Consider the following 19,551-nt stretch of genomic DNA (forward strand, 5'->3'; position numbering starts at 1 on the left):
AAATAGAGTGGCCCCCACGAACAAAGTCTTGTTCGTGGGGGCCACTTTTTAGTTTAATTTACTGGGTTTTGTCCCAGCCTCTTTTATATTTAAGTAAAAAACATCATATATATGATTCCTGCTAGTATAAAAACAACGGAAACGACACCTAAAACTTTTGCAAGGGTCTCCACATTATTTCTCTCCCTTACCCAATATTAGCTCCAATAACAAAAGATAATCCAATGGAAATGACCATCGCAATAAACCCTACAGCTCTATTATCTTGTGCTATTTCTTTATCAATACGAAAGCTTGGAGTTAAAAATTCAAAAATAAAGTATCCCATTAGTAGTAATACAAAGCCACATAGTCCCCATAACATCATCTCGAGCAAAGAGTCATTATGTTGGATGGAGAATCGAAATATATTGGCAATCCCAAAAATCTTTCCTCCTGTTGCCATAGCGACAGAAAAATTACCTTTTTTAATTTCTTCCCAGTTATTGTATTTAGTAACAATCTCAAATACCGATAGGAATACTATTGAGCATAATACAACGACACTAAAGCTTGCTGCTGTTTCTATGAAGGGGTTCTCCCAAAAGTTCATTCAACCTCTCCCTTATTTGAATTAACGAAGCTCTAACACAGTGACCCCACTGCCGCCTTCTTTCATCCCACCAGCTCTAGCTGAAGCTATTGATCGATGTCCTTTAGCAAATTGTTCTACACCTTTGCGTAAGGCTCCTGTACCTTTGCCGTGAATAATAGATACTTGAGGATATCCTGCCAAAGTAGCATCATCAATATATTTTTCCAAACGGCTTAGTGCCTCTTCATAACGCTCACCGCGTAGATCTAATTCAGGTTTCACATGATGACTAGAGCCTTTGACGGTTGCCATAGGCTTTTGCTTAACAGGTTCTTCCCGTTTGATTAATTCAAGGTCATTTGCTTTTACTTTCATCTTCATAATACCAAGCTGAACTTGATATTCTTTTTCACTCGTTTGTTCAATGATATGACCCGTTTGGTTCCATGAAATTACCTTAATTTCATCACCAGGTTTCAGTGATTTAGGTTGAGTATTCTTTTTAGGTTGTGGCTTGGCTTGTTTTTTTGATAACTCAGGCTGTGCTTCATCTAAGTTTTTCCTAGCTTCAATCCATTCATGTTCTTTCCATTCTGCTTGGTTTTTCATTTGTCGCATTTCCGCAACAATATCTTCTGCTTCTTGTTTTGCCTTATCAATGGCTTTTTGAGCTTTATCCTCAGCCTTTTTATAAAGACCTTCTCTTTTGTCTTCAAATTCAGACCATTTCTGCTCTAGTTGTTTATGAAGCTCTTCTGCTTCCTGTAACAATGCCTCAGCCTGTTCATAGTCACGATCCGCTTCTCTTTTAGATTCTTCTAAAGAAGCAATCATATTTTCCACACTCTCTGAATCCTGACCCATATGACCTTTAGCCGTTTGAATTACATCTTCATCCAAACCTAAACGACGAGAAATCTCAAACGCGTTACTACGACCAGGAACCCCAATAAGTAATCTGTAAGTTGGCTTTAATGTTTCCACATCAAACTCAACGGATGCATTAATAACACCATCTCTATCATAGCCATATGCCTTTAATTCAGGGTAGTGAGTCGTTGCAATTACTTTAGCCCCTCTGTTAACAACATCGTCTAAAATAGACATAGCTAGTGCGGCACCTTCTTGTGGATCTGTACCAGCACCTAGTTCATCAAATAAGACAAGCGATTTATGATTGACTTCCTTCAAGATATCGACAATGTTTGTCATATGAGAAGAGAACGTACTTAATGACTGCTCAATTGATTGTTCGTCACCGATATCAGCATAGACATTCTCAAATACTGTCATCTCACATCCATCTTGAGCAGGAATTTGCAAACCTGACTGAGCCATTAGAGAACATAGTCCTACCATTTTCAATGTAACCGTCTTACCACCAGTGTTTGGACCAGTTATTACAATGGATGAATACTCCTCACCGAGTTCGACATCATTTGGTACTACCTCATCATCTGCTATTAGAGGGTGACGTGCTTGTTTCATTTTAATAATACCTTGGTCATTAATAGATGGTTTTGCACCTTTCATTGTCTTGGAGAAACGCGCTTTAGCAAACATGAAGTCTAGTTGAGCTAACACTTGGACATTTTGGTATAAGTACTCTTCATCTGCCGCTACACGCTCGGAAAGTTCCATCAAAATACGTTCTACTTCGTGTTTCTCTTGAACTTTCGCTTCTTGTAATTGGTTGTTTAGTTCCACCACTGCCTGTGGCTCGACAAATAAGGTAGCTCCTGATGAGGATTGGTCATGTACAATACCGCCAACTGCTCCACGATATTCTTGCTTCACAGGCAATACATAGCGATCATTTCGAATGGTTATAATGGCGTCTGAGAGCATCTTACTTTTAGATTTTGTCCATCCTTCTAACTTGTCACGAACTCGACTCTCATTTGTTCGAATACGAGAACGTATCGTGCGAAGCTGATCTGATGCTCCATCCATCACTTTCCCATGATCGTCTATGCAACTCTTAATGGAACGTTCTAGATCATTCAATGCAACAATATGGCTGACAAGTTCTCTAAGAATAGGCAAATCCGCTTCTTCAATTTCCTCTATAAATGACTTGATTTGCTTTCCACCATAGATGGTACTTGCTATATCAAGGCACTCTTCTGGTTGAAGCATTCCACCAATGGTCGCCCTTTTAATAATAGGTTTAATATCAAAAATACCACCAAGTGGTGCATGGCCTTTTAAGCGGAGCACATTCGCTGCTTCATCCGTATCATCCTGCCACTTGCGAATTTCATCTACATCAATGGAGGGCTTTAACTTCTGTGCTTGCTCTTTTCCTAATGAGGAGGAAGCCTGACTCGCGAGTTGTTCAATAATTTTAGTGTATTCTAAGACATGAAATATACGGTCATTCATGATTTTTGAATCCCCTTTATCTCTTCTACTCTGGCTTTTTGTTGTTCATAAACAAGGAAAGTTGCTCTTTTGTCCATGTATTGAGTACATTTTCTTTACGCAACCATCCTTTTCGTCCTATCCCTACACCAATTTCCATATGTTCAAGCATGGAATAGGTATGCGCATCTGTATTTATCGCAATGCGTACGCCTTCTTCTTGGGCTTTTGTCAGATACTCCCAAGATAAATCAAGACGATTTGGATTTGCATTCAACTCTAGAGCAGTACCTGTTTCTTTAGCACCTTGAATTAACTGTTCTATATCAACATCATATCCGTTACGTCTACCAATCAAGCGTCCAGTAGGGTGTGCAATTAAATGAACATAAGGACATTCCAAGGCAGCTCGCAAACGTTTCATTATTTCTTCTTGTGTTTGGTTAAAATTAGAATGAATCGATGCAATAACGAAATCCATTTCCTTTAAGAAGTCCTCTGAAAAGTCTAGCGAGCCATCTGGTAAAATATCCATCTCAATACCAGCAAAAATATGAAAAGACTCAAATGATTCATTTAATTTGTCAATTTCCTCTCTTTGCTTACGTAGACGTTGTTCATCTAGACCATTAGCCACGCGTAAATATTTTGAGTGATCTGTTATAGCGATGTATTCATACCCTTTTTCCATGGCGCGTTCTGCCATTTCTTTTAATGATTGAGCTCCATCGCTCCATGCAGTGTGCATATGTAAATCACCACGAATATCTTGGTGGTCTACTAAAGAAATTTTATCTTTGAACGACTCTACTTCTCCTAGATTCTCTCTTACTTCTGGAGGTATATACTCTAGACCAAAATGAGCAAAGAACTCTTCTTCAGTGGAGAATGTTTTGACTTCACCTGTTTCACTATCTTCCACACCATACTCACTGATTTTCTCGCCTTGATCTTTAGCTAATTGTCTCATAGCTACATTATGATCTTTGGATCCTGTAAAGTGGTGCAAAGTTGTTGCAAATGCTTGAGGCTCAACTAAACGAAAGTCCACCCCAATATCATAACCTTCAGAAAGTAATAAGGATACTTTAGTATCCCCTTTTGCAACTACTTCCTTGATATTATCTAATTGTAATAATTGTTCCCGGACTTTTTCGTAATCTTGAGTAGCTATTATAAAATCAATATCTTTTATCGTCTCTTTCATCCTTCTTAAACTACCAGCTCGAGAGAATTTATCAATCCCCTCAACGTTCTGTAAAAAGGATTCAATACGTTCTGCAATAGGGAGCATCACAGCAATTGGTAAACGCTCAGGTCTTTTGGATACATCTTCGAGCGCTTGTAGGATTTTTTCTTCTGTCTTTTTTCCGAAGCCACTTAGTTGTTGAACTTGTTCTTTCTCACATGCTTCTTTAAGGGAAGCAGCATCCGTTACACCTAGCTCTTGATATAGTTTAGCTAACTTCTTTCCACCTAGACCTTGCAATTGGAGTAATGGTACCAATCCAGCTGGTACATCTTCTTCAAGTTGATTCAATACCTCTGCTTCACCAGTATCAACCAATTCTTGAATGACAGCAGCTGTCCCTTTTCCAATTCCATTCATTTTTGTGAAATCATCTATTTCTGATAAAGAACGATCATCATTTTCTAACGCTTGAGCTGCTTTTCGATACGCTGAGATCTTAAATGGGTTCTCCCCTTTTAACTCTAAGTAAACAGCAATTTGCTCAAGCTTCTTAATTAACTTTTTCTTATCTAACTTCATTCCATCCACTCCTAACGAAATGCTATTTCCTATTTTGGGAAACAATCTCCTAACGTATAGAAAAAACTTCTCATTAAGAGAAGTTTGGAATACGCTCTGCTACGTGTTCAAACCAAAGTGTTTTTATTTGGTCAGACAATAGTGGCGTGTGTTCAATAATCATTTTTGCTAAAGCTGAACCATCAACTGCATTCTGAATGAAAGGTATCGGTAAAATGGCACTTAAATAGAGGAAAATAAAGATAATAAAATAAATTTCAATAAATCCGAGTACTCCACCAAATAAATTATTAACTGTACTTAAAAGTGGTAAATCCGTAATAAAATCAAGCATGGAAGCAATGATTTGCAAGATTACTTTCACAACAAAGAAAATAATAAAGAATGCTATAGCATTATAGAATGCTCCTTCCGGTACACTTTCTAAAAAGATAGCCCACTGCTGCCCTTCAGGAAGATCCGGGAAAGGCACCCATAATTTCAATTTCGGTGCTAAGTCATCATAATAAATAACCGCAATCACAAACGCTACGATAAAGCCTGTCATATGGAGAAGCTGGAGTACGAATCCTCTACGCATTCCAATTAGGAAACCAAATACAAGCATGGCTAATAACAACAAATCAATCATGATTTTTTCGGTCCTCATCTTTCTCTTTTGATTCTAAATTTGTATATTCTTCTTTTAATTTCAAATAATCGTTCATTGTATTGACTGCCGTTAAAACAGCTAACTGAGCTGTATCTAAACGGGGGTTAGACTCTTGGATTTCTTTCATTTTCTGATCCACCAAACTAGCCACCATTCGTATATGGTGGGGTGGTTCGTCTCCTACAATTTTATATGTACGATTATGTATTTCAACGGTTGTTCGTTTCTTGTCAGATTGCGACACAGAGAAAGCCCCCTCATCCACAATAGAATCCTAACGTATATATTAACATGAAAAAAGGTAGAAAAACACCTCTTATGACTAATGATGCAGAAAGTAGACGTTTTTCTTAAACTTTTCTTCTATAATATAGTGTACGAATAAACGGAGAAGGAATACAATCATGAGTCTCAGTAAACTGTACATATTCAAGGATAATCATTTTTTGATATACTAGCATTATCGTTTTTATAAAGGAGATCATCGAATGTCACAATCTGTTTTAAAGCTATCAACGTCACAAATCAATAAGATGCAACAACACTATAAACCCCACCTAAAGGATAAAACACCTCCAGGAGCTAAATTTGCAGCCAAATTGCCAAGCTGCTCCATTACAGCTTACCAATCAGGTAAGGTATTATTTCAAGGAGCACAACACGAACAAGAAGCTTCAAAATGGGGATCTCCAACAGAGAACACGACTAAGAAGAAAGGAAAGCCTTCGCCAACCTCCTCTTCCTTTGCACCACCATCGTCTTTATACTCAACAAGTCATGCAGGATCAGATGAAGCAGGGACAGGGGACTATTTCGGCCCCATCACAGTAGCCTGTGCCTATGTAAGAGAAGACCAAATCCAAGCGCTCAAACAAGCTGGCGTCAAGGATTCCAAAGATTTAAAGGACCCGCAAATTCAACAAATTGCACGACGCATTGTGGAAATGGAGATTCCTTATTCACTCGTTATCCTTCATAATGAAAAGTATAACGTACTTCAGAAAAAAGGTTGGACGCAAGGTAAAATGAAAACCATGCTTCATCACAATGCATATAACAAGCTTGCAAAAAAACTTGACCACGAGCCTGAAGGATGGATTATTGATCAATTCGCACAACCAGAAGTATATAAAAAACATCTCAAAACAGAAAATGCCAGCCTTCAATCGAACGCATATTTTCTTATGAAAGCAGAATCCTATTCTATTGCGGTCGCTGTTGGCTCTATTATTGCTCGCTCAGCTTTTGTAAAGCACATGAATAAACTTTCAGATCAAGCTGGCATCACATTACCAAAGGGTGCATCTCAACGAGTTGATGAGGCAGCAGCAAAATTAATTCATATGAAAGGCCAAGAGGAACTAGACAAGTATGCGAAGGTTCACTTTGCAAATACGGATAAAGCATTAAAAAGGTTTCAACAAATGAAAAGATAATAAAGTACTACTTTAAAAGGGATGAGGTGTGATACACTCTCATCCCTTTTTTGGTTAAGAAAACTAATATTTGAAACAATTTTTATAGCCTTGGAGTAAAAGAGCTTAGAACGTTAGCCATTAAAATAACATCTGATGATTTTATCAAAATTTACTAATCTCTTTTAGAAATCTAATACCCTTATTCTTCTTGTTCTTCCGGCTCTAACACTTCTTCTTGTTGAACTTCTTTCTCTGGTGGTGTAAGACCAAGAACTCTTGTAATCCAAATAGGAATTTCTTTAACATCTGGATTCCCTTCTTCATCAACCTGATCTGTAGTTATATGCAAGGGAACATGCAATAGATCTTCTCCACTATTATTAGCATCATTCACATAAAGACCTACATAATATTGACCACCAGCTTCATGTATATCAACTTTACTAATTTCTTCATCTACAAAATGTTCTGTGGCATACTCAACAAAAGGTTTGGCACGATTCGCATCTTCTGCCTCTTGGTTCTTTTCCGTTTCATCTGCAAAACGATGATGAACCGCTAGAAGTGGCCTCTTTCCGTATTGTATATAACCTCTCACCATGTCTGATACTTGGGGATCATATACATTGGTAATGGTTTGTCCTATCAATTTTTCGCCCATATGTTTTTCTAATGTATTGCCATACTTCTTAATAAATGCGTCCAAATTCATCTACTCCTTTACGTCTTATCTTCTATAACTAGTATTCCTATTTAAATCCACCTCCAAACGCACCGCGCACATCATGTATCACCACAAATGCTTCTGGGTCTACTTGATTCACAATACGTTTGAGCTTAACAGTTTCTTGCCAATTCACCACAGCATATAACACATTCTTCTCCTCTTTCAAGTATCCTCCTCTTCCGTTCAGAATTGTTACCCCTCTTGAGAGATTGGTATTAATTTCTTGTAAGACATAATCTGAGTTATCAGAGATAATGGTAACAGCCTTACGAACATTCATACCATCAACAATAAAATCAATTACTTTCGCCCCTACATAGATTGCAACCAACGTCAGCATTGCTTTCTTCTGTCCAATGACAAAAACGGAGGCACCAATTACAACCAGATCAATAATTAGTGTTGCACTAGCCATACTCCATCCAAAATATTGATTTAACATTTTAGATATAATTTGTGTGCCACCAGAAGTAGCTCCTGAACGAAAAATAATTCCAACACCAGCCCCTACGAATAAACCCGCATATACTGGGGCAAGAAGCGTGTCATCTACTACTGGATTACCAATATTCTCTGTTGCCAATAAGCTTAAGGAAAGGGCTACTACACCAAACAATGTATAACCCATCATTTTCCTATCTAAAAATTTATATCCAACACCTAGTAAAACGATATTCAAAACAAAACTAGTTAAGCCTGTGGACCAACCAAATACGTAATGTAATACGATGGTAATCCCTATGATGCCACCTTCAGCAAGTTGGTTTGGGATAGCAAAATAATTGATCCCTAAAGCAAAAATAATGGACCCTAACGCTATAAGTACTATTCTATTGATGATCTGACTCAAGATGACATCTCCTCCTCTTATACTATACTTGATTTGCAATCTATTATGGGGGATACAACTTAATTCGTAAAAGTACCATTACTCATATTTAACATCTTGTTTCAACATAAAATGAAGCAACTCGAAACTAGTCAATTAAAAAACCCAGACAGAAAACTGTCTGGGTTGGATTTATCCTCTTAACTCAGCTTGGTAAGTTGTTTTAACTTGTTCAAGGATAGCGTTATGCGTCTCTTCTACTTCTTGATCTGTTAATGTGCGATTTGGATCAAGATAACGAAGTGTAAATGCTAGTGATTTTTTACCTTCAGGCAAATGCTCCCCTTGGTATAAATCAAATACAAGTACGTGTTGTACAAGTGGCTGACCAGTCGCCAGAATGGTATTTTGTAGGTCGCCAGCTTTCACTTGTTCGTCTACTACTAATGCGATATCACGACTCACAGAAGGGTGACGAGGGATAGGTGTATAATTTTCTTCTTTCGTAACAGTATCTAAAACAGCTTGCAGATTTAGATCGTAGACGTACGTCCCTTTTAAATCAAATTGCTTCTGTAATGATGGGTGAACCTGCCCAACGTAACCTATTGATTGGTCATTTAACACAACTTCTGCAGTCTGACCTGGATGCATTCCTTTCATGGTAGCTTGCTTAAAGCGAACGTTTTCGGATAAATCTAAGAATGTAAATAAGCCTTCTAAGATTCCTTTTACAACGAAGAAATCGACGTTTTTCTTTTCTTGCTGCCAAGGATGTGTTAACCAACTACCAGTAAGAACTCCTGCCAGTCTCTCTTGTTCTTGAGGTTGTGATGTTAAAACTGACTCTTCCGTCACATAAACAGAGCCAATCTCATAAAATGCGATGTCTTTTTGTTTACGAGCAATATTATAGGATGCTGACGTCAATAGCTCTGGAATCATGCTTAGACGCAGATGACTATGCTCTTCACTCATTGGCAACGCAAGGTGAACTGGGCGAGTGTGTTCTCCTTCAATATCAGGAGAAACAAGCATATTAGCTCGTTCTTCTGTCGTTAATGAATACGTAATGGCTTCCGATAGCCCTGAACCTTCCAGGTAACTTCGCACTTTACGTCGAAGCGCTTGATGAGTCGTTAAACCACCTGCTTTTGAAGCTCCTTCAGGCATTGTATATGGAAGGTTATCATAACCATACATACGAGCAATTTCCTCTACCATGTCTTCTACAATAACGATATCCTGTCGACGAGTAGGAGCAGATACGATAAATGTTTCACCATCTTGCGAGTAATCAAATTGAAGCTTACGTAAAATATCTTTAATATCTTCATTTTTTAGCTGTGTACCAAGCACATGGTTCATGCGAGATGTAGTGATGGTAATCTGTTCTTCTTGATAGTTTAGCTCGTCATACTCCACTACACCATCTAATACTTCACCTCCTGCATATTCCACTAACAGCTGACATGCACGAAGTCCTGCACGTTTAACACGGTCTGGGTCAACGCCTTTTTCAAAACGTACAGATGCTTCACTACGAAGTCCATGCTCCTTAGCAGCATCGCGAACTGCTTGAGGGTTAAAGTAAGCTGCTTCTAAAATAATCGAAGTTGTATCCTCTTGTACTTCAGAATCTGCTCCTCCCATCACCCCAGCAATAGCTACAGGTTCTTTCCCATTTGTGATAACTAATTGATCCGATGAAAGGGTTCGTTCTTCATCATCAAGTGTAGTGATAGTCTCTCCATCTTTAGCCGGGCGAGTAACAACTTGTTTAGATCCAAATCGATCATAGTCAAATGCATGTAATGGTTGACCATATTCAAGTAAAACATAGTTTGTAATGTCGACTACATTATTGATCGGGCGAATTCCAGCCGAGATAAGATGATTTCTCATCCATAATGGAGAAGGACCTACTTGAATGTTCTTGATTACAAATGCTCCGTAATAAGGGTTTAGTTCAGCATCCTCAACATGTACAGATATAGCATCATGTGCTTTTTCATCAGTGATGGCTACTTCTTCTGATGGGAAGTGAAGAGGAGTATCTAAAATAGCAGCTACCTCATACGCTACTCCCATCATGCTTAACGCGTCCGAACGGTTAGGAGTTAATTCAAGCTCTAAAATGACGTCATCTAGATTTAATAATGAATTCGCATCAGCACCTACTTCTGTATCCTCTGGAAATACGAAAATGCCATCTTCAAATTCTTTTGGTACATTCTTTGGATCGATTCCAAGCTCTTGCAGGGAACAGATCATTCCAGCTGATTCTTCCCCACGTAGTTTTGCTTGTTTTATTTTAAAGTCGCCTGATAAAACAGCACCTGGTTTAGCTACAGCTACTTTTTGACCTTCAGCAACATTCGGCGCACCACATACGATTTGCAATGTTTCATCACCTACATCCACCTGACACACACTTAATTTGTCTGCATTTGGGTGTTGGTTACATTCTTTTACATAACCCACTACAAGGTGTTCAATGTATTCGCCAAAAGCTTCTACACTATCGACCTCAATACCTGTTTTCGTAATCTTTTCTGCTAAATCTTCAGGTGTTAAACCTTGAAGATCCACATATTGTTTAAGCCAATTTAATGATACAAACATGTCATTCTCCTCCTTTTACGCTTTATGAAATTGATTTAAGAAACGAATATCATTTGTGTAGAAATGACGAATATCATCAATACCATATTTCAACATCGCAATACGTTCAGGTCCCATACCAAACGCGAACCCTGTGTATTTCTCCGGATCATATCCTGCCATTTGTAGTACATTTGGATGCACCATTCCAGCTCCTAAAATCTCAATCCAACCCGTTCCTTTACAAACTGAACAACCTTCTCCACCGCACATTTTACAGGAGATATCCATTTCTACTGATGGTTCTGTGAACGGGAAGAAACTTGGACGTAAGCGAATTTCACGGTCCTCACCAAACATTTGCTTAGCGAATTCATTTAATACACCTTTTAGATCACTCATACGAACATGCTCATCTACCAAAAGACCTTCAATTTGGGTGAACTGGTGTGAGTGAGTAGCATCATCCGTATCACGACGATACACCTTACCTGGGCAAATAACCTTAACAGGGCCTTTTCCTTCATGCTTTTCCATCGTACGTGCTTGAACAGGGGATGTATGCGTACGCATAAGAATTTCTTCTGTGATATAAAAAGAATCCTGCATGTCACGTGCTGGATGTCCTTTTGGTAAGTTCAAAGCTTCAAAGTTATAGTAGTCTGACTCAACTTCTGGACCTTCAGCAACTTCGAAACCCATGCCAATAAATAAATCCTCAATCTCTTCAATGATACTAGTCAATAAGTGACGACCACCTGATGGTGCTGGTCGTCCAGGAAGAGTGACATCAATCGTTTCTTCAGCCAATTGTTTTTCCAAAGCTTGTTCTTCCAGCTTTGTTTGTTTTGTTTCAATTGCATTTGAAATTTCTTCACGAACATCATTGGCTAATTGACCAATTACAGGACGTTCTTCTGCAGGGAGTTTCCCCATACCTCTAAGCACCTCTGTAATGGGTCCTTTTTTACCTAAGTACTGCACTCTCACTTCTTGAAGACCTTTAACATCTTCAGCAGCAGTCACTTTATCAAGTGCCTCTTGCTTCAGTTCTAACAAGCGTTCCTTCATTTTATGTCCTCCTTTTATTATGAAAACGTTAGATATATAAACATAAAAAAAGCCTCATCCCTAAAAGGGACGAGACTTGTATATACGAATCACGCGGTACCACCCTGGTTGACACTTGTTACTAAGTGTCCACTTCGTTATTGATAACGGATAGGTATATCCGGAAACACTTTTACTTGCTACAAAACGCAAGGTCCCAGTGCCAGCTCCAGAGTGAAATTTCAATGATTCAGACAGTAGAAATGCTTTCAGTCTATGACATCTCTTCCCTAACACTGCCAGTAAACAATCATTTACTTGCTCTTTCTTCGCTTTCAAACGTATTTAGTTAACTGATTACTTATTATAGAAAAGCAAAAGCAAACTTGCAACCCTAGTTTCGTAAATAATACATTAAAATTCCTGAAGCGATAGCCACATTAAGTGATTCTGCTTGCCCATAAATAGGAATGCTCACTCGTTCATCTGCCATGTTAATATATGACTGATTCACTCCAGCGCCTTCATTCCCAACTATTAAGGCCATAGGTGTAACTGGCTCTAATTCATCATATACCGTTGCCTGTTGAAGAGAGGTTGCCCACACATGAAAACCTTGACCTTGCAGTTCAGGAATCCACTCTTCTAGTTCCCCGAAGAATAATGGTATATGAAAAACAGACCCTTGTGTCGCCCGAATGACTTTATCATTAAATGGATCGACTGTTCCTTTTCCAAGTAACACAGCATCAAAGCCTGCCGCATCAGCTGTCCTAATTAATGTCCCAAGGTTGCCTGGATCTTGGATGGAATCAAGTACCAAAACCCGTGATCCTCCTTGCCATTCTAACTCATCCATTTGTACTACTGCAGCTACACCCTGTGGATTTTCTGTTTCAGATACAGCATCAAAAACCTCGTGACTCACTTGATACCAGGTGTAGGATTGCCATTCATTTTGAATATCAACATCTTCTCGAAAAATAATTTCTCGTACTTCCCATTGGCTTTTTAAAGCTTCATCCACTAAGTGAAATCCTTCAACGAGAAATGCCTGTTCCTTTTCCCTTCCTCGTTTACGCTTCAACTTTCTCCATTGTTTTACTTGTCCATTTTGTACAGACGTAATCATAATTTGTGATCATCCTTCATTATACGGTTCATTATTATATTCTTTTTCATCATACATATTTCAGTTTGGAATGGTCAAACTATTCTCATACGTAATGTATGCAGAAAAGAGGTGGAAAGATGAATCTAAACCTTAGAAACGCAATCCTATCCAACGTATCTGGTAACAACACAGACCAGCTAGAAGCGACAATTAAAGAGGCCATTAATAGTGGTGAAGAAAAAATGCTTCCTGGATTAGGTGTTCTTTTTGAGTTAATTTGGGAGAATGCTGAACAATCCGAAAAGCAAGAAATGTTAGAAGCACTAGAACAAGGTGTTCAACAAGCTACTACAGAATCTTAATGCTTACGTCCAATAAGAAAATTATTTCAAAAACGTGCAAATCTCACCCCTTAGAGTATGCACGTTTTTTATCTATTTATTAACCTCAACTACAAATCACGGTCCTCTCCCATATAATAGGAGCTGCGTTCATCCTTGTGGTTCATCACTTTTCACCTGTGTAATCTTACTGGTAAGCGCCATTATGTTGAAGACTTGGATTCGAGATATATTGGGGGTGAGAGATGTTTCCGTTTCTTTTAATGGAATAAAGGTGGCCGTGGAACAACTCGCGTCCTTCCGGCGGCCCTACACGATGTAGGGTCGTTCGATGTTGTCACACGATGTGACGGTTTTAGTCGAACCTCCCCTTATCATTCAAGGTCTTGCCTACCTCTTTCTCCGGCGGGAGTCTCGTCGCTTCCACGGCCACCTTTTCTGTTGTTAGGATGAACGGAAACATGGCCCGATTAGACTGGGCCTGTTTCGGAATCATGGTATTCACGAAGCGAGGAATGAATTATGACACAAGATGATGCTATGCGGACATATAGTCTCTTATTCTTGGATTTAAAGGCGATTTTGTATTCGTAACGGACATACAGTACGCTATTAAGCCAAAATCACCTTAATGTAGTGTGTTTTTTCACAAATAAGATACTATATGTCCGTTATCCTCTCCAAAAGAGGGTTTTTACAGTAAATAAGAGATTATATGTCCGTCAAAAAAGTTGTCCTACTTATTGCCGTTTCCTACCCAACTCTCCTTACGCATCGAGCCACTCCAATTATCTCGAACCCAAGTCCTCAAGATTATGCCTCTAATATGGAATAAGCGTTGAAATAATAATAACTCTCCCTTAAAAAATAAAACGAAATTGCTTCCTGTGAATACGATACTATTACCAACTGGTTAGGAGGTTCAAACAAATGCAGAGCAAAAAGCCTATCGTACCTCTTGAAAATAGAGAGGAAGCAACTGGGGATGGGGTGTTTTTAGACGGATTTCCTTTTGCTGGGTTTCCTTTCGGGGCTTCTGGTGACTTGGTTTGGGGTGTGTTTGGCACGTTATTTTATCCACCATTTTTCTCACCAACCTTCCCATACTCAGCTAATTTCCCTGGTCCTTATCCTTATGGTTGCCCACCAGTAGAGAACAGATTTCCGGAGTGGTAAAAAACAAGCAAAAAGGTACTGTCTTCTAATAGACGTACCTTTTTATATAGCAACAATTAAATATGGAATGGTTATGTGAAATCTAAGTCGAATCATTCATCATTTTGTCGAACATTTGATATTATGAGTCTATAGTCTTACGAACAGATAAGAATAAGGGAGGAATTACGTTGAAAGGAAAGTTTTGGCGTTCGTTGAGAGTGCAATTTATAGGATCAATCATTGTGGTATTAGCCTTAAATTCTACAATCTCCAACTTTATCATTTCATTAATTGAAATGACACAAGTAGAACTCGGTGTATTTGGTGATATTTTAAAAAGTGTTGTGAATATCATTGTGGCTACTATATTAATCAGTCTTCTGATTCACTTCTTGGTTATTAAACCACTCAACCATATAATGGGTAAAATCCAACAGTTTGAAGGTGGTGATTTTGATGAGAGAATTACAATTACAAACCTCAATGAACTCTCCAGCCTTGGCATTAAATTGAATAGTTTATTTAACACCATTCAACAAAAGAACAGTCAACAACAAGCCCAAAAGTCTATTGTTGAAAATCATTCCGAAAACATTAATACAAGTCTTGAACATTTAACAGCAAAATCCGAAACCATTTCAGAAGCAATGGGAGATATGGCCACACAAACACAAGAACAATTGAGTGCATATGAGCAAACTTCGGCTGCTACAGAAGAAATGAATACGAATATAATAACTGTTAGTGAGAAATTAACATCTGTAAATCAGACATTTTCTTACATAGAAGAAACATCTAAAGAGGGTATGAAGAATATTGAGCAAGTCTCTAATATATTTCAAGACATAGTCGAAAAAGCCGATGAAGGTCATAATAGAATGGAGAATTTATCGGTTAAAGCAGAAAAAATACAGGACGTCGTAACGTTAATTAATGATATTTCTGAACAAACCAACTTACTAGCATTGAATGCCTCGATTGAAGCTGCTAGAGCTGGTGAAGCAGGTAAAGGATTTGAAGTGGTTGCTAACGAAGTGCGTAAACTTGCTGAGCGTTCTATTCAAACAACGAAACAAATTTCAGATCTTGCAGATAGTATTCTTGAGGAAGTAAAGGTCAATGTTGAATTATCATCCACGCGTACAGAGCTTGTTCAGCAAAATGATCAAAACGTAAAAGTAATGAACAAAACATTCGAACGTATTGTCCAACAAGTATTAGAAAACACTCAAACCATTAACGATATCACCAATCATATTAACCATATGACCGATTCAAGTAAGGAAGTTGCCTCAGCAATTGACCATGTTACCAAGAGAGCAGAAGATGGTAACAATTACATTCTAAAAATCAATGAAATGATTAACCAACAATATAACCTAACGAAAGAATTACAACAAGAATCCAATAAACTAGTTGAAAACTTTAAACATTAATTGATAAAAGAGATATTATTTCTTTACTTAAGAGAAAAGCCTCTTCCTACCTAAAGGAAGAGGCTTTTACTATTAGTCAAATTTAATTTCTTTAACCTTATCTTCATCTAACCCTTTTATTACTTCAACTAAAAGGTTCACTGCGTTTTCGAAATCGTCACGATGAAGCATGGCAGCATGAGAATGAATGTACCTAGTAGCTACTGTGATTGCCAGTGCCGGTACTCCATCAGCTGTTACATGGATTGAACCACCATCGGTAGCTCCTCCTGCTAGCACGTCATACTGATATGGAATTTCTTTCTCATCAGCTGTATCAATTACATAGTCACGTAGTCCTTTATGTGAGATTAATGATGCATCATAAAGAATAATTTGGGGTCCTTCACCCATTTTACTAGCTGCTTCCTTATCAGTGACACCAGGAGTATCTCCAGCAATGCCTACATCCACTGCAAAACCGATATCAGGTTTAATCGCATTTGTAGATGTCTTCGCTCCTCTAGTACCTACTTCTTCCTGTACGGTTCCTACTCCATATACAATGTTAGGGTGTGCTTCTGATTTCAATCGACGAAGTACTTCAATAGCGATAGCACAACCGATTCGGTTATCCCATGCTTTTGCAAGAAGCATTTTTTCGTTAGGCATTTGCGTGAATTCAAAATATGGAACTACTGAATCTCCTGGTCGCACACCGAATTCCTGAGCTTCTTCACGAGAAGAAGCGCCAATGTCAATAAACATGTCTTTAATTTCAACTGGCTTCTTACGCTGCTCTGCAGGAAGAATATGAGGTGGTTTTGATCCAATCACACCTGTTAGGTTACCTTTTCGAGTCATTAAGGTTACACGTTGAGCAAGCATAACCTGACTCCACCAACCACCTACTGTTTGAAAATAGACAAAACCGTTGTCATCGATACGAGTTACCATGAATCCTACTTCGTCAAGGTGACCCGCTACTAGCACTTTCGGCCCATCTTCTTTTCCTACTTTTTTAGCAATCAAGCTGCCCAGGTTATCTGTGTACACTTCATCCGCAAATGGAGTTATGTATTTCTTCATTACGTCTCGTGCTTCTTTTTCATTACCCGGAATACCTTTTGCATCTGTTAAATCTTTCAACATGGATAGAGTTTCATCCCATTTAGTCATACCTTTATTCCTCCTTAATACTTTCATACTATCCCTTAGTATACCGTTTTTTATATTTAGAAACAAAAATATATACTAATACCCCTCTTCTTGTCGTTGGTGGTTCACTTCATTCTTCTTATAATAGGCTTCTTGAATCTCTAATTCTGTGAATCCTAATGTTATTCCAAGCTGCAAAAATGCTGTAAACAACTGTTCATAATGAGCTTGAGTTGGTGATTCCTGGAACAAGTGAACACTGGAAAAAACATTTTGAAATTGTTCTGTGGTATCTACTGGACCATTTTCAACACCTAATGCACCTTGATAATACAAGGACTTTTCTAATCCTAGTGACAAGATAAAGTGCAATCCGTCCACATACTCTTCTAATATAACTTGCTGTTCCTTTGCAGGTTTCAGGCTCCAAAATTTAAAACACCTTGTCTCATTTGCAAGCTCACCGAGTTCTACCAATAAAGCTAGCACTTTCTTTGAAAATAAATCCGCATCTTCTAAGCCGTGCTCTGCTTGGATACGTTGATCTAATCGTTGCTGCATCTGAAATAGTTCATTCCAATTCATATTCCTTCTCCTTCTATTGAACAAGCTCTCCATTTTCCTATCGCTTGTCATTGTTTTATGTAAGACTAAGTAAAGTGTACCAAATGTTTTTTTCTTATTATAGTCTGGTTTGGTATGATAAAGGTGAAACGTTTTAGTTTTTCAATCGTACACACTACTGTAGAAGACCATTAAGGGAGTCGATAGCAGTGATTATTATATTATTTCGTTTGCTCATTTTCGCTGCAATAATTGTATTAATCTATACAGCTTATAAATATCTCATGAATCCTAAGCGCAAACTTGAGCTAGCACAAGAGAAGAAACAATTTTACTTCTATGATGACCCTGATAATGTTAAGAAAAATTTTCTAATCACATATAAAGGGGTTATATTTGAAGGAGAAAAATATTTAGGAACCACGGAAAATTCATTTGAGGTAGTTTCCATATCTGTATGGACAAAGTATCCTAATTATTTAAAAGGATTTGAGCGTGAAGACCTTTATTTCATTGAAGAAGAAATATTGATTCATTACCCTTACGCAAAGATAGAATGGAAAAACCCTATTGATCAACTACTACTAACAAATCAACATAATGACACAACATAGTATGTAAAACTACCTACTTAACAAACAAAGTATTGGAGTTAGCAACGCTAAAGCTAAAACTAACAAAAAAGCGCAGAAGGTTACTCATACAACCCTGCGCTTTTTTATATTTTCTCTTATTTAGCTCCCTCTGGGGCAAAGAAGTCATGCCACTTTATACTAACTTCCTTGCGCCTGAGAAGATAAAACAATGGTAACAGCAACAACAGAATAGCCCCCATTAAGAAAGGGGACAAACTTGAAATCCATTGACCAATAGAAGTATAAATAACTGCTAAGGGAATATTAGAGTAAAAAGACGTTTTCATGTATTCTTTAAAATTACCTGACATTTCGATAATGCATAACGAGATTAGGTGAAAATGGATAAATGGGATAAGTCGTAGTAATGCAATTTGTCCTGTGGAGAATGAGGAATGCTTACCAAAGAATTTTTTCTTGAGCACTACTAGTTTCTTTAACGTTTTAGGCATCCACTCACTCAATTTATAAAACAACAAACTAGAAAGAGTCACTCCAACAATGGAATACACTGACCCCGTAATTGCCCCAAATAACACTCCACCTGAAATACAAATAAACGCAACTGGCAGAAAAAATATTGGCCGCAACAAATGGAAGCTGATGAAAAGTAATGGAGCAAATAAGCCACTTGCTTCTACGATGGTCATCACAAATGCTCCAAGGTGTTGCACGTCTAGTCCCCCTCTCCATACATTAGCGGTCTATTTAAATGTTATGACAGGAGACGAGTCTTTATGACAACAAACAGAACTAGATGCACTAGGATGATGGCAGGTGTACCAATCACAAATGACTTATGCTTGGTTTTATGCCGAAACACACTCATTCCAAGCCAATTACCAGTTGCTCCACCCAGCCAAGCTACCTTCCAAAACGTACTTTCCTGTATTCGCCAATGGTTACTACGGGCACGTTTTTTATCAACACCCATTAATATAAATCCTATCCCACTCAATATCATTACATAAATAAGAAGAACCCAGGTTATGATCATTATGTATAACTCCTTTATCTTTTTGATTTTTCAGTGGTTAAGCTTATTGTTTTTTATTATTAATTGCATATTTATAGTAACATTTTAGATATGAGTATAATTAATTTTTTATAATGTTTAATAGGTTATTCCATATAAGAGGCATAATCTTGAAGACTTGGATTCGAGATAAATTAGTAA

At 38.0% G+C, this 19,551-nt stretch carries 19 protein-coding genes; 5 read left to right on the plus strand and 14 right to left on the minus strand.

Translation table 11 applies throughout. From position 1 onward, the window contains the following. Window positions 1-187 precede the first annotated feature (187 nt). The 5 genes from N782_RS17140 to zapA form a co-directional block, all read right to left on the minus strand. Window positions 188-592 carry a DUF350 domain-containing protein gene (locus N782_RS17140; RefSeq protein ID WP_036823108.1) on the minus strand — a complete coding sequence of 135 codons (405 nt, stop codon included), beginning with the start codon at window positions 590-592 and terminating at the stop codon, window positions 188-190. A 21-nt stretch (window positions 593-613) separates the two neighbouring features. Next, window positions 614-2,959 carry an endonuclease MutS2 gene (locus tag N782_RS17145; protein ID WP_036823112.1) on the minus strand — a complete coding sequence of 782 codons (2,346 nt, stop codon included), beginning with the start codon at window positions 2,957-2,959 and terminating at the stop codon, window positions 614-616. 25 nt (window positions 2,960-2,984) lie between these two features. Then, window positions 2,985-4,709 (minus strand): DNA polymerase/3'-5' exonuclease PolX, encoded by a 1,725-nt coding sequence (gene polX / locus N782_RS17150; protein ID WP_036823115.1) that lies wholly within the window; start codon window positions 4,707-4,709, stop codon window positions 2,985-2,987. Window positions 4,710-4,782: 73 nt separating this feature from the next. Continuing rightward, the gene (locus tag N782_RS17155) at window positions 4,783-5,340 is read right to left on the minus strand and encodes a CvpA family protein (protein ID WP_036823117.1); all 558 of its coding nucleotides are present in this window, start codon (window positions 5,338-5,340) and stop codon (window positions 4,783-4,785) included. Next, complete coding sequence (gene zapA / locus N782_RS17160) at window positions 5,333-5,605, minus strand: cell division protein ZapA (RefSeq protein ID WP_036823119.1); 273 nt, start codon at window positions 5,603-5,605, stop codon at window positions 5,333-5,335. Before zapA ends, N782_RS17155 begins: the two co-directional genes overlap by 8 nt. Window positions 5,606-5,849: 244 nt before the next feature. Between zapA and rnhC the strand changes: the two genes are divergently transcribed. Further along, the gene (gene rnhC, locus N782_RS17165) at window positions 5,850-6,797 is read left to right on the plus strand and encodes a ribonuclease HIII (protein WP_036823122.1); all 948 of its coding nucleotides are present in this window, start codon (window positions 5,850-5,852) and stop codon (window positions 6,795-6,797) included. Window positions 6,798-6,978: 181 nt separating this feature from the next. Here the strand turns inward: rnhC and N782_RS17170 are convergent, their stop codons facing one another. The 5 genes from N782_RS17170 to N782_RS17190 form a co-directional block, all read right to left on the minus strand. After that, on the minus strand, window positions 6,979-7,485 hold the full coding sequence (locus N782_RS17170; RefSeq protein WP_036823126.1) for a hypothetical protein: 507 nt from the start codon (window positions 7,483-7,485) through the stop codon (window positions 6,979-6,981). 43 nt (window positions 7,486-7,528) lie between these two features. Next, the gene (locus N782_RS17175; RefSeq protein WP_036823156.1) at window positions 7,529-8,359 is read right to left on the minus strand and encodes a YitT family protein; all 831 of its coding nucleotides are present in this window, start codon (window positions 8,357-8,359) and stop codon (window positions 7,529-7,531) included. A gap of 168 nt (window positions 8,360-8,527) precedes the next feature. Then, complete coding sequence (gene pheT / locus N782_RS17180) at window positions 8,528-10,960, minus strand: phenylalanine--tRNA ligase subunit beta (RefSeq protein WP_036823129.1); 2,433 nt, start codon at window positions 10,958-10,960, stop codon at window positions 8,528-8,530. Window positions 10,961-10,975: 15 nt separating this feature from the next. Continuing rightward, window positions 10,976-12,010: a phenylalanine--tRNA ligase subunit alpha gene (gene pheS / locus N782_RS17185; protein WP_036823131.1), complete on the minus strand. Its 1,035-nt coding sequence runs from the start codon at window positions 12,008-12,010 to the stop codon at window positions 10,976-10,978. 373 nt (window positions 12,011-12,383) lie between these two features. Further along, window positions 12,384-13,121, minus strand: coding sequence for a TrmH family RNA methyltransferase (locus N782_RS17190; RefSeq protein ID WP_036823133.1), 738 nt, complete (start codon window positions 13,119-13,121; stop codon window positions 12,384-12,386). A 119-nt stretch (window positions 13,122-13,240) separates the two neighbouring features. On the opposite strand from N782_RS17190, the gene sspI reads away from it, so the two are divergent. The 3 genes from sspI (at window position 13,241) to N782_RS17205 (ending at window position 16,038) form a co-directional block, all read left to right on the plus strand. After that, complete coding sequence (gene sspI, locus N782_RS17195; RefSeq protein ID WP_036823136.1) at window positions 13,241-13,465, plus strand: small acid-soluble spore protein SspI; 225 nt, start codon at window positions 13,241-13,243, stop codon at window positions 13,463-13,465. A 909-nt stretch (window positions 13,466-14,374) separates the two neighbouring features. Further along, entirely contained in the window at window positions 14,375-14,620 is a 246-nt protein-coding gene (locus N782_RS17200; protein WP_036823139.1) for a hypothetical protein, read from the plus strand. A 170-nt stretch (window positions 14,621-14,790) separates the two neighbouring features. After that, on the plus strand, window positions 14,791-16,038 hold the full coding sequence (locus N782_RS17205) for a methyl-accepting chemotaxis protein (RefSeq protein WP_036823142.1): 1,248 nt from the start codon (window positions 14,791-14,793) through the stop codon (window positions 16,036-16,038). A gap of 72 nt (window positions 16,039-16,110) precedes the next feature. Here N782_RS17205 and N782_RS17210 read toward each other — a convergent pair whose 3' ends face one another. Together N782_RS17210 and N782_RS17215 are read right to left on the minus strand one after the other, a co-directional pair. After that, the gene (locus tag N782_RS17210) at window positions 16,111-17,196 is read right to left on the minus strand and encodes a M42 family metallopeptidase (protein ID WP_036823145.1); all 1,086 of its coding nucleotides are present in this window, start codon (window positions 17,194-17,196) and stop codon (window positions 16,111-16,113) included. A gap of 75 nt (window positions 17,197-17,271) precedes the next feature. Continuing rightward, a complete protein-coding gene (locus N782_RS17215) occupies window positions 17,272-17,760 on the minus strand; it encodes a dUTP diphosphatase (RefSeq protein WP_036823147.1) in 489 nt (162 codons plus the stop codon). A 188-nt stretch (window positions 17,761-17,948) separates the two neighbouring features. Here N782_RS17215 and N782_RS17220 point away from each other — a divergent pair, with 188 nt between their 5' ends. Then, window positions 17,949-18,353, plus strand: coding sequence for a hypothetical protein (locus tag N782_RS17220; RefSeq protein ID WP_036823149.1), 405 nt, complete (start codon window positions 17,949-17,951; stop codon window positions 18,351-18,353). A gap of 116 nt (window positions 18,354-18,469) precedes the next feature. Here N782_RS17220 and N782_RS17225 read toward each other — a convergent pair whose 3' ends face one another. Both N782_RS17225 and N782_RS17230 read right to left on the minus strand, forming a co-directional pair. Beyond that, complete coding sequence (locus N782_RS17225; RefSeq protein WP_036823151.1) at window positions 18,470-19,048, minus strand: TVP38/TMEM64 family protein; 579 nt, start codon at window positions 19,046-19,048, stop codon at window positions 18,470-18,472. A 41-nt stretch (window positions 19,049-19,089) separates the two neighbouring features. Next, on the minus strand, window positions 19,090-19,371 hold the full coding sequence (locus N782_RS17230) for a DUF1294 domain-containing protein (protein ID WP_036823154.1): 282 nt from the start codon (window positions 19,369-19,371) through the stop codon (window positions 19,090-19,092). Window positions 19,372-19,551 lie beyond the last annotated feature (180 nt).

The organism is Pontibacillus yanchengensis Y32 (genome assembly GCF_000770635.1).
Lineage (GTDB): Bacteria > Bacillota > Bacilli > Bacillales > BH030062 > Pontibacillus > Pontibacillus yanchengensis.

Coding starts and splice junctions, on each gene's coding strand:
- N782_RS17140 (WP_036823108.1), bottom strand. CDS start 592: ATGAACTTTTGGGAGAACCCCTTCATAGAAACAGCAGCAAGCTTTAGT.
- N782_RS17145 (WP_036823112.1), bottom strand. CDS start 2,959: ATGAATGACCGTATATTTCATGTCTTAGAATACACTAAAATTATTGAA.
- polX (WP_036823115.1), bottom strand. CDS start 4,709: ATGAAGTTAGATAAGAAAAAGTTAATTAAGAAGCTTGAGCAAATTGCT.
- N782_RS17155 (WP_036823117.1), bottom strand. CDS start 5,340: ATGATTGATTTGTTGTTATTAGCCATGCTTGTATTTGGTTTCCTAATT.
- rnhC (WP_036823122.1), top strand. CDS start 5,850: ATGTCACAATCTGTTTTAAAGCTATCAACGTCACAAATCAATAAGATG.
- pheT (WP_036823129.1), bottom strand. CDS start 10,960: ATGTTTGTATCATTAAATTGGCTTAAACAATATGTGGATCTTCAAGGT.
- pheS (WP_036823131.1), bottom strand. CDS start 12,010: ATGAAGGAACGCTTGTTAGAACTGAAGCAAGAGGCACTTGATAAAGTG.
- N782_RS17190 (WP_036823133.1), bottom strand. CDS start 13,121: ATGATTACGTCTGTACAAAATGGACAAGTAAAACAATGGAGAAAGTTG.
- sspI (WP_036823136.1), top strand. CDS start 13,241: ATGAATCTAAACCTTAGAAACGCAATCCTATCCAACGTATCTGGTAAC.
- N782_RS17200 (WP_036823139.1), top strand. CDS start 14,375: ATGCAGAGCAAAAAGCCTATCGTACCTCTTGAAAATAGAGAGGAAGCA.
- N782_RS17210 (WP_036823145.1), bottom strand. CDS start 17,196: ATGACTAAATGGGATGAAACTCTATCCATGTTGAAAGATTTAACAGAT.
- N782_RS17215 (WP_036823147.1), bottom strand. CDS start 17,760: ATGAATTGGAATGAACTATTTCAGATGCAGCAACGATTAGATCAACGT.
- N782_RS17230 (WP_036823154.1), bottom strand. CDS start 19,371: ATGATCATAACCTGGGTTCTTCTTATTTATGTAATGATATTGAGTGGG.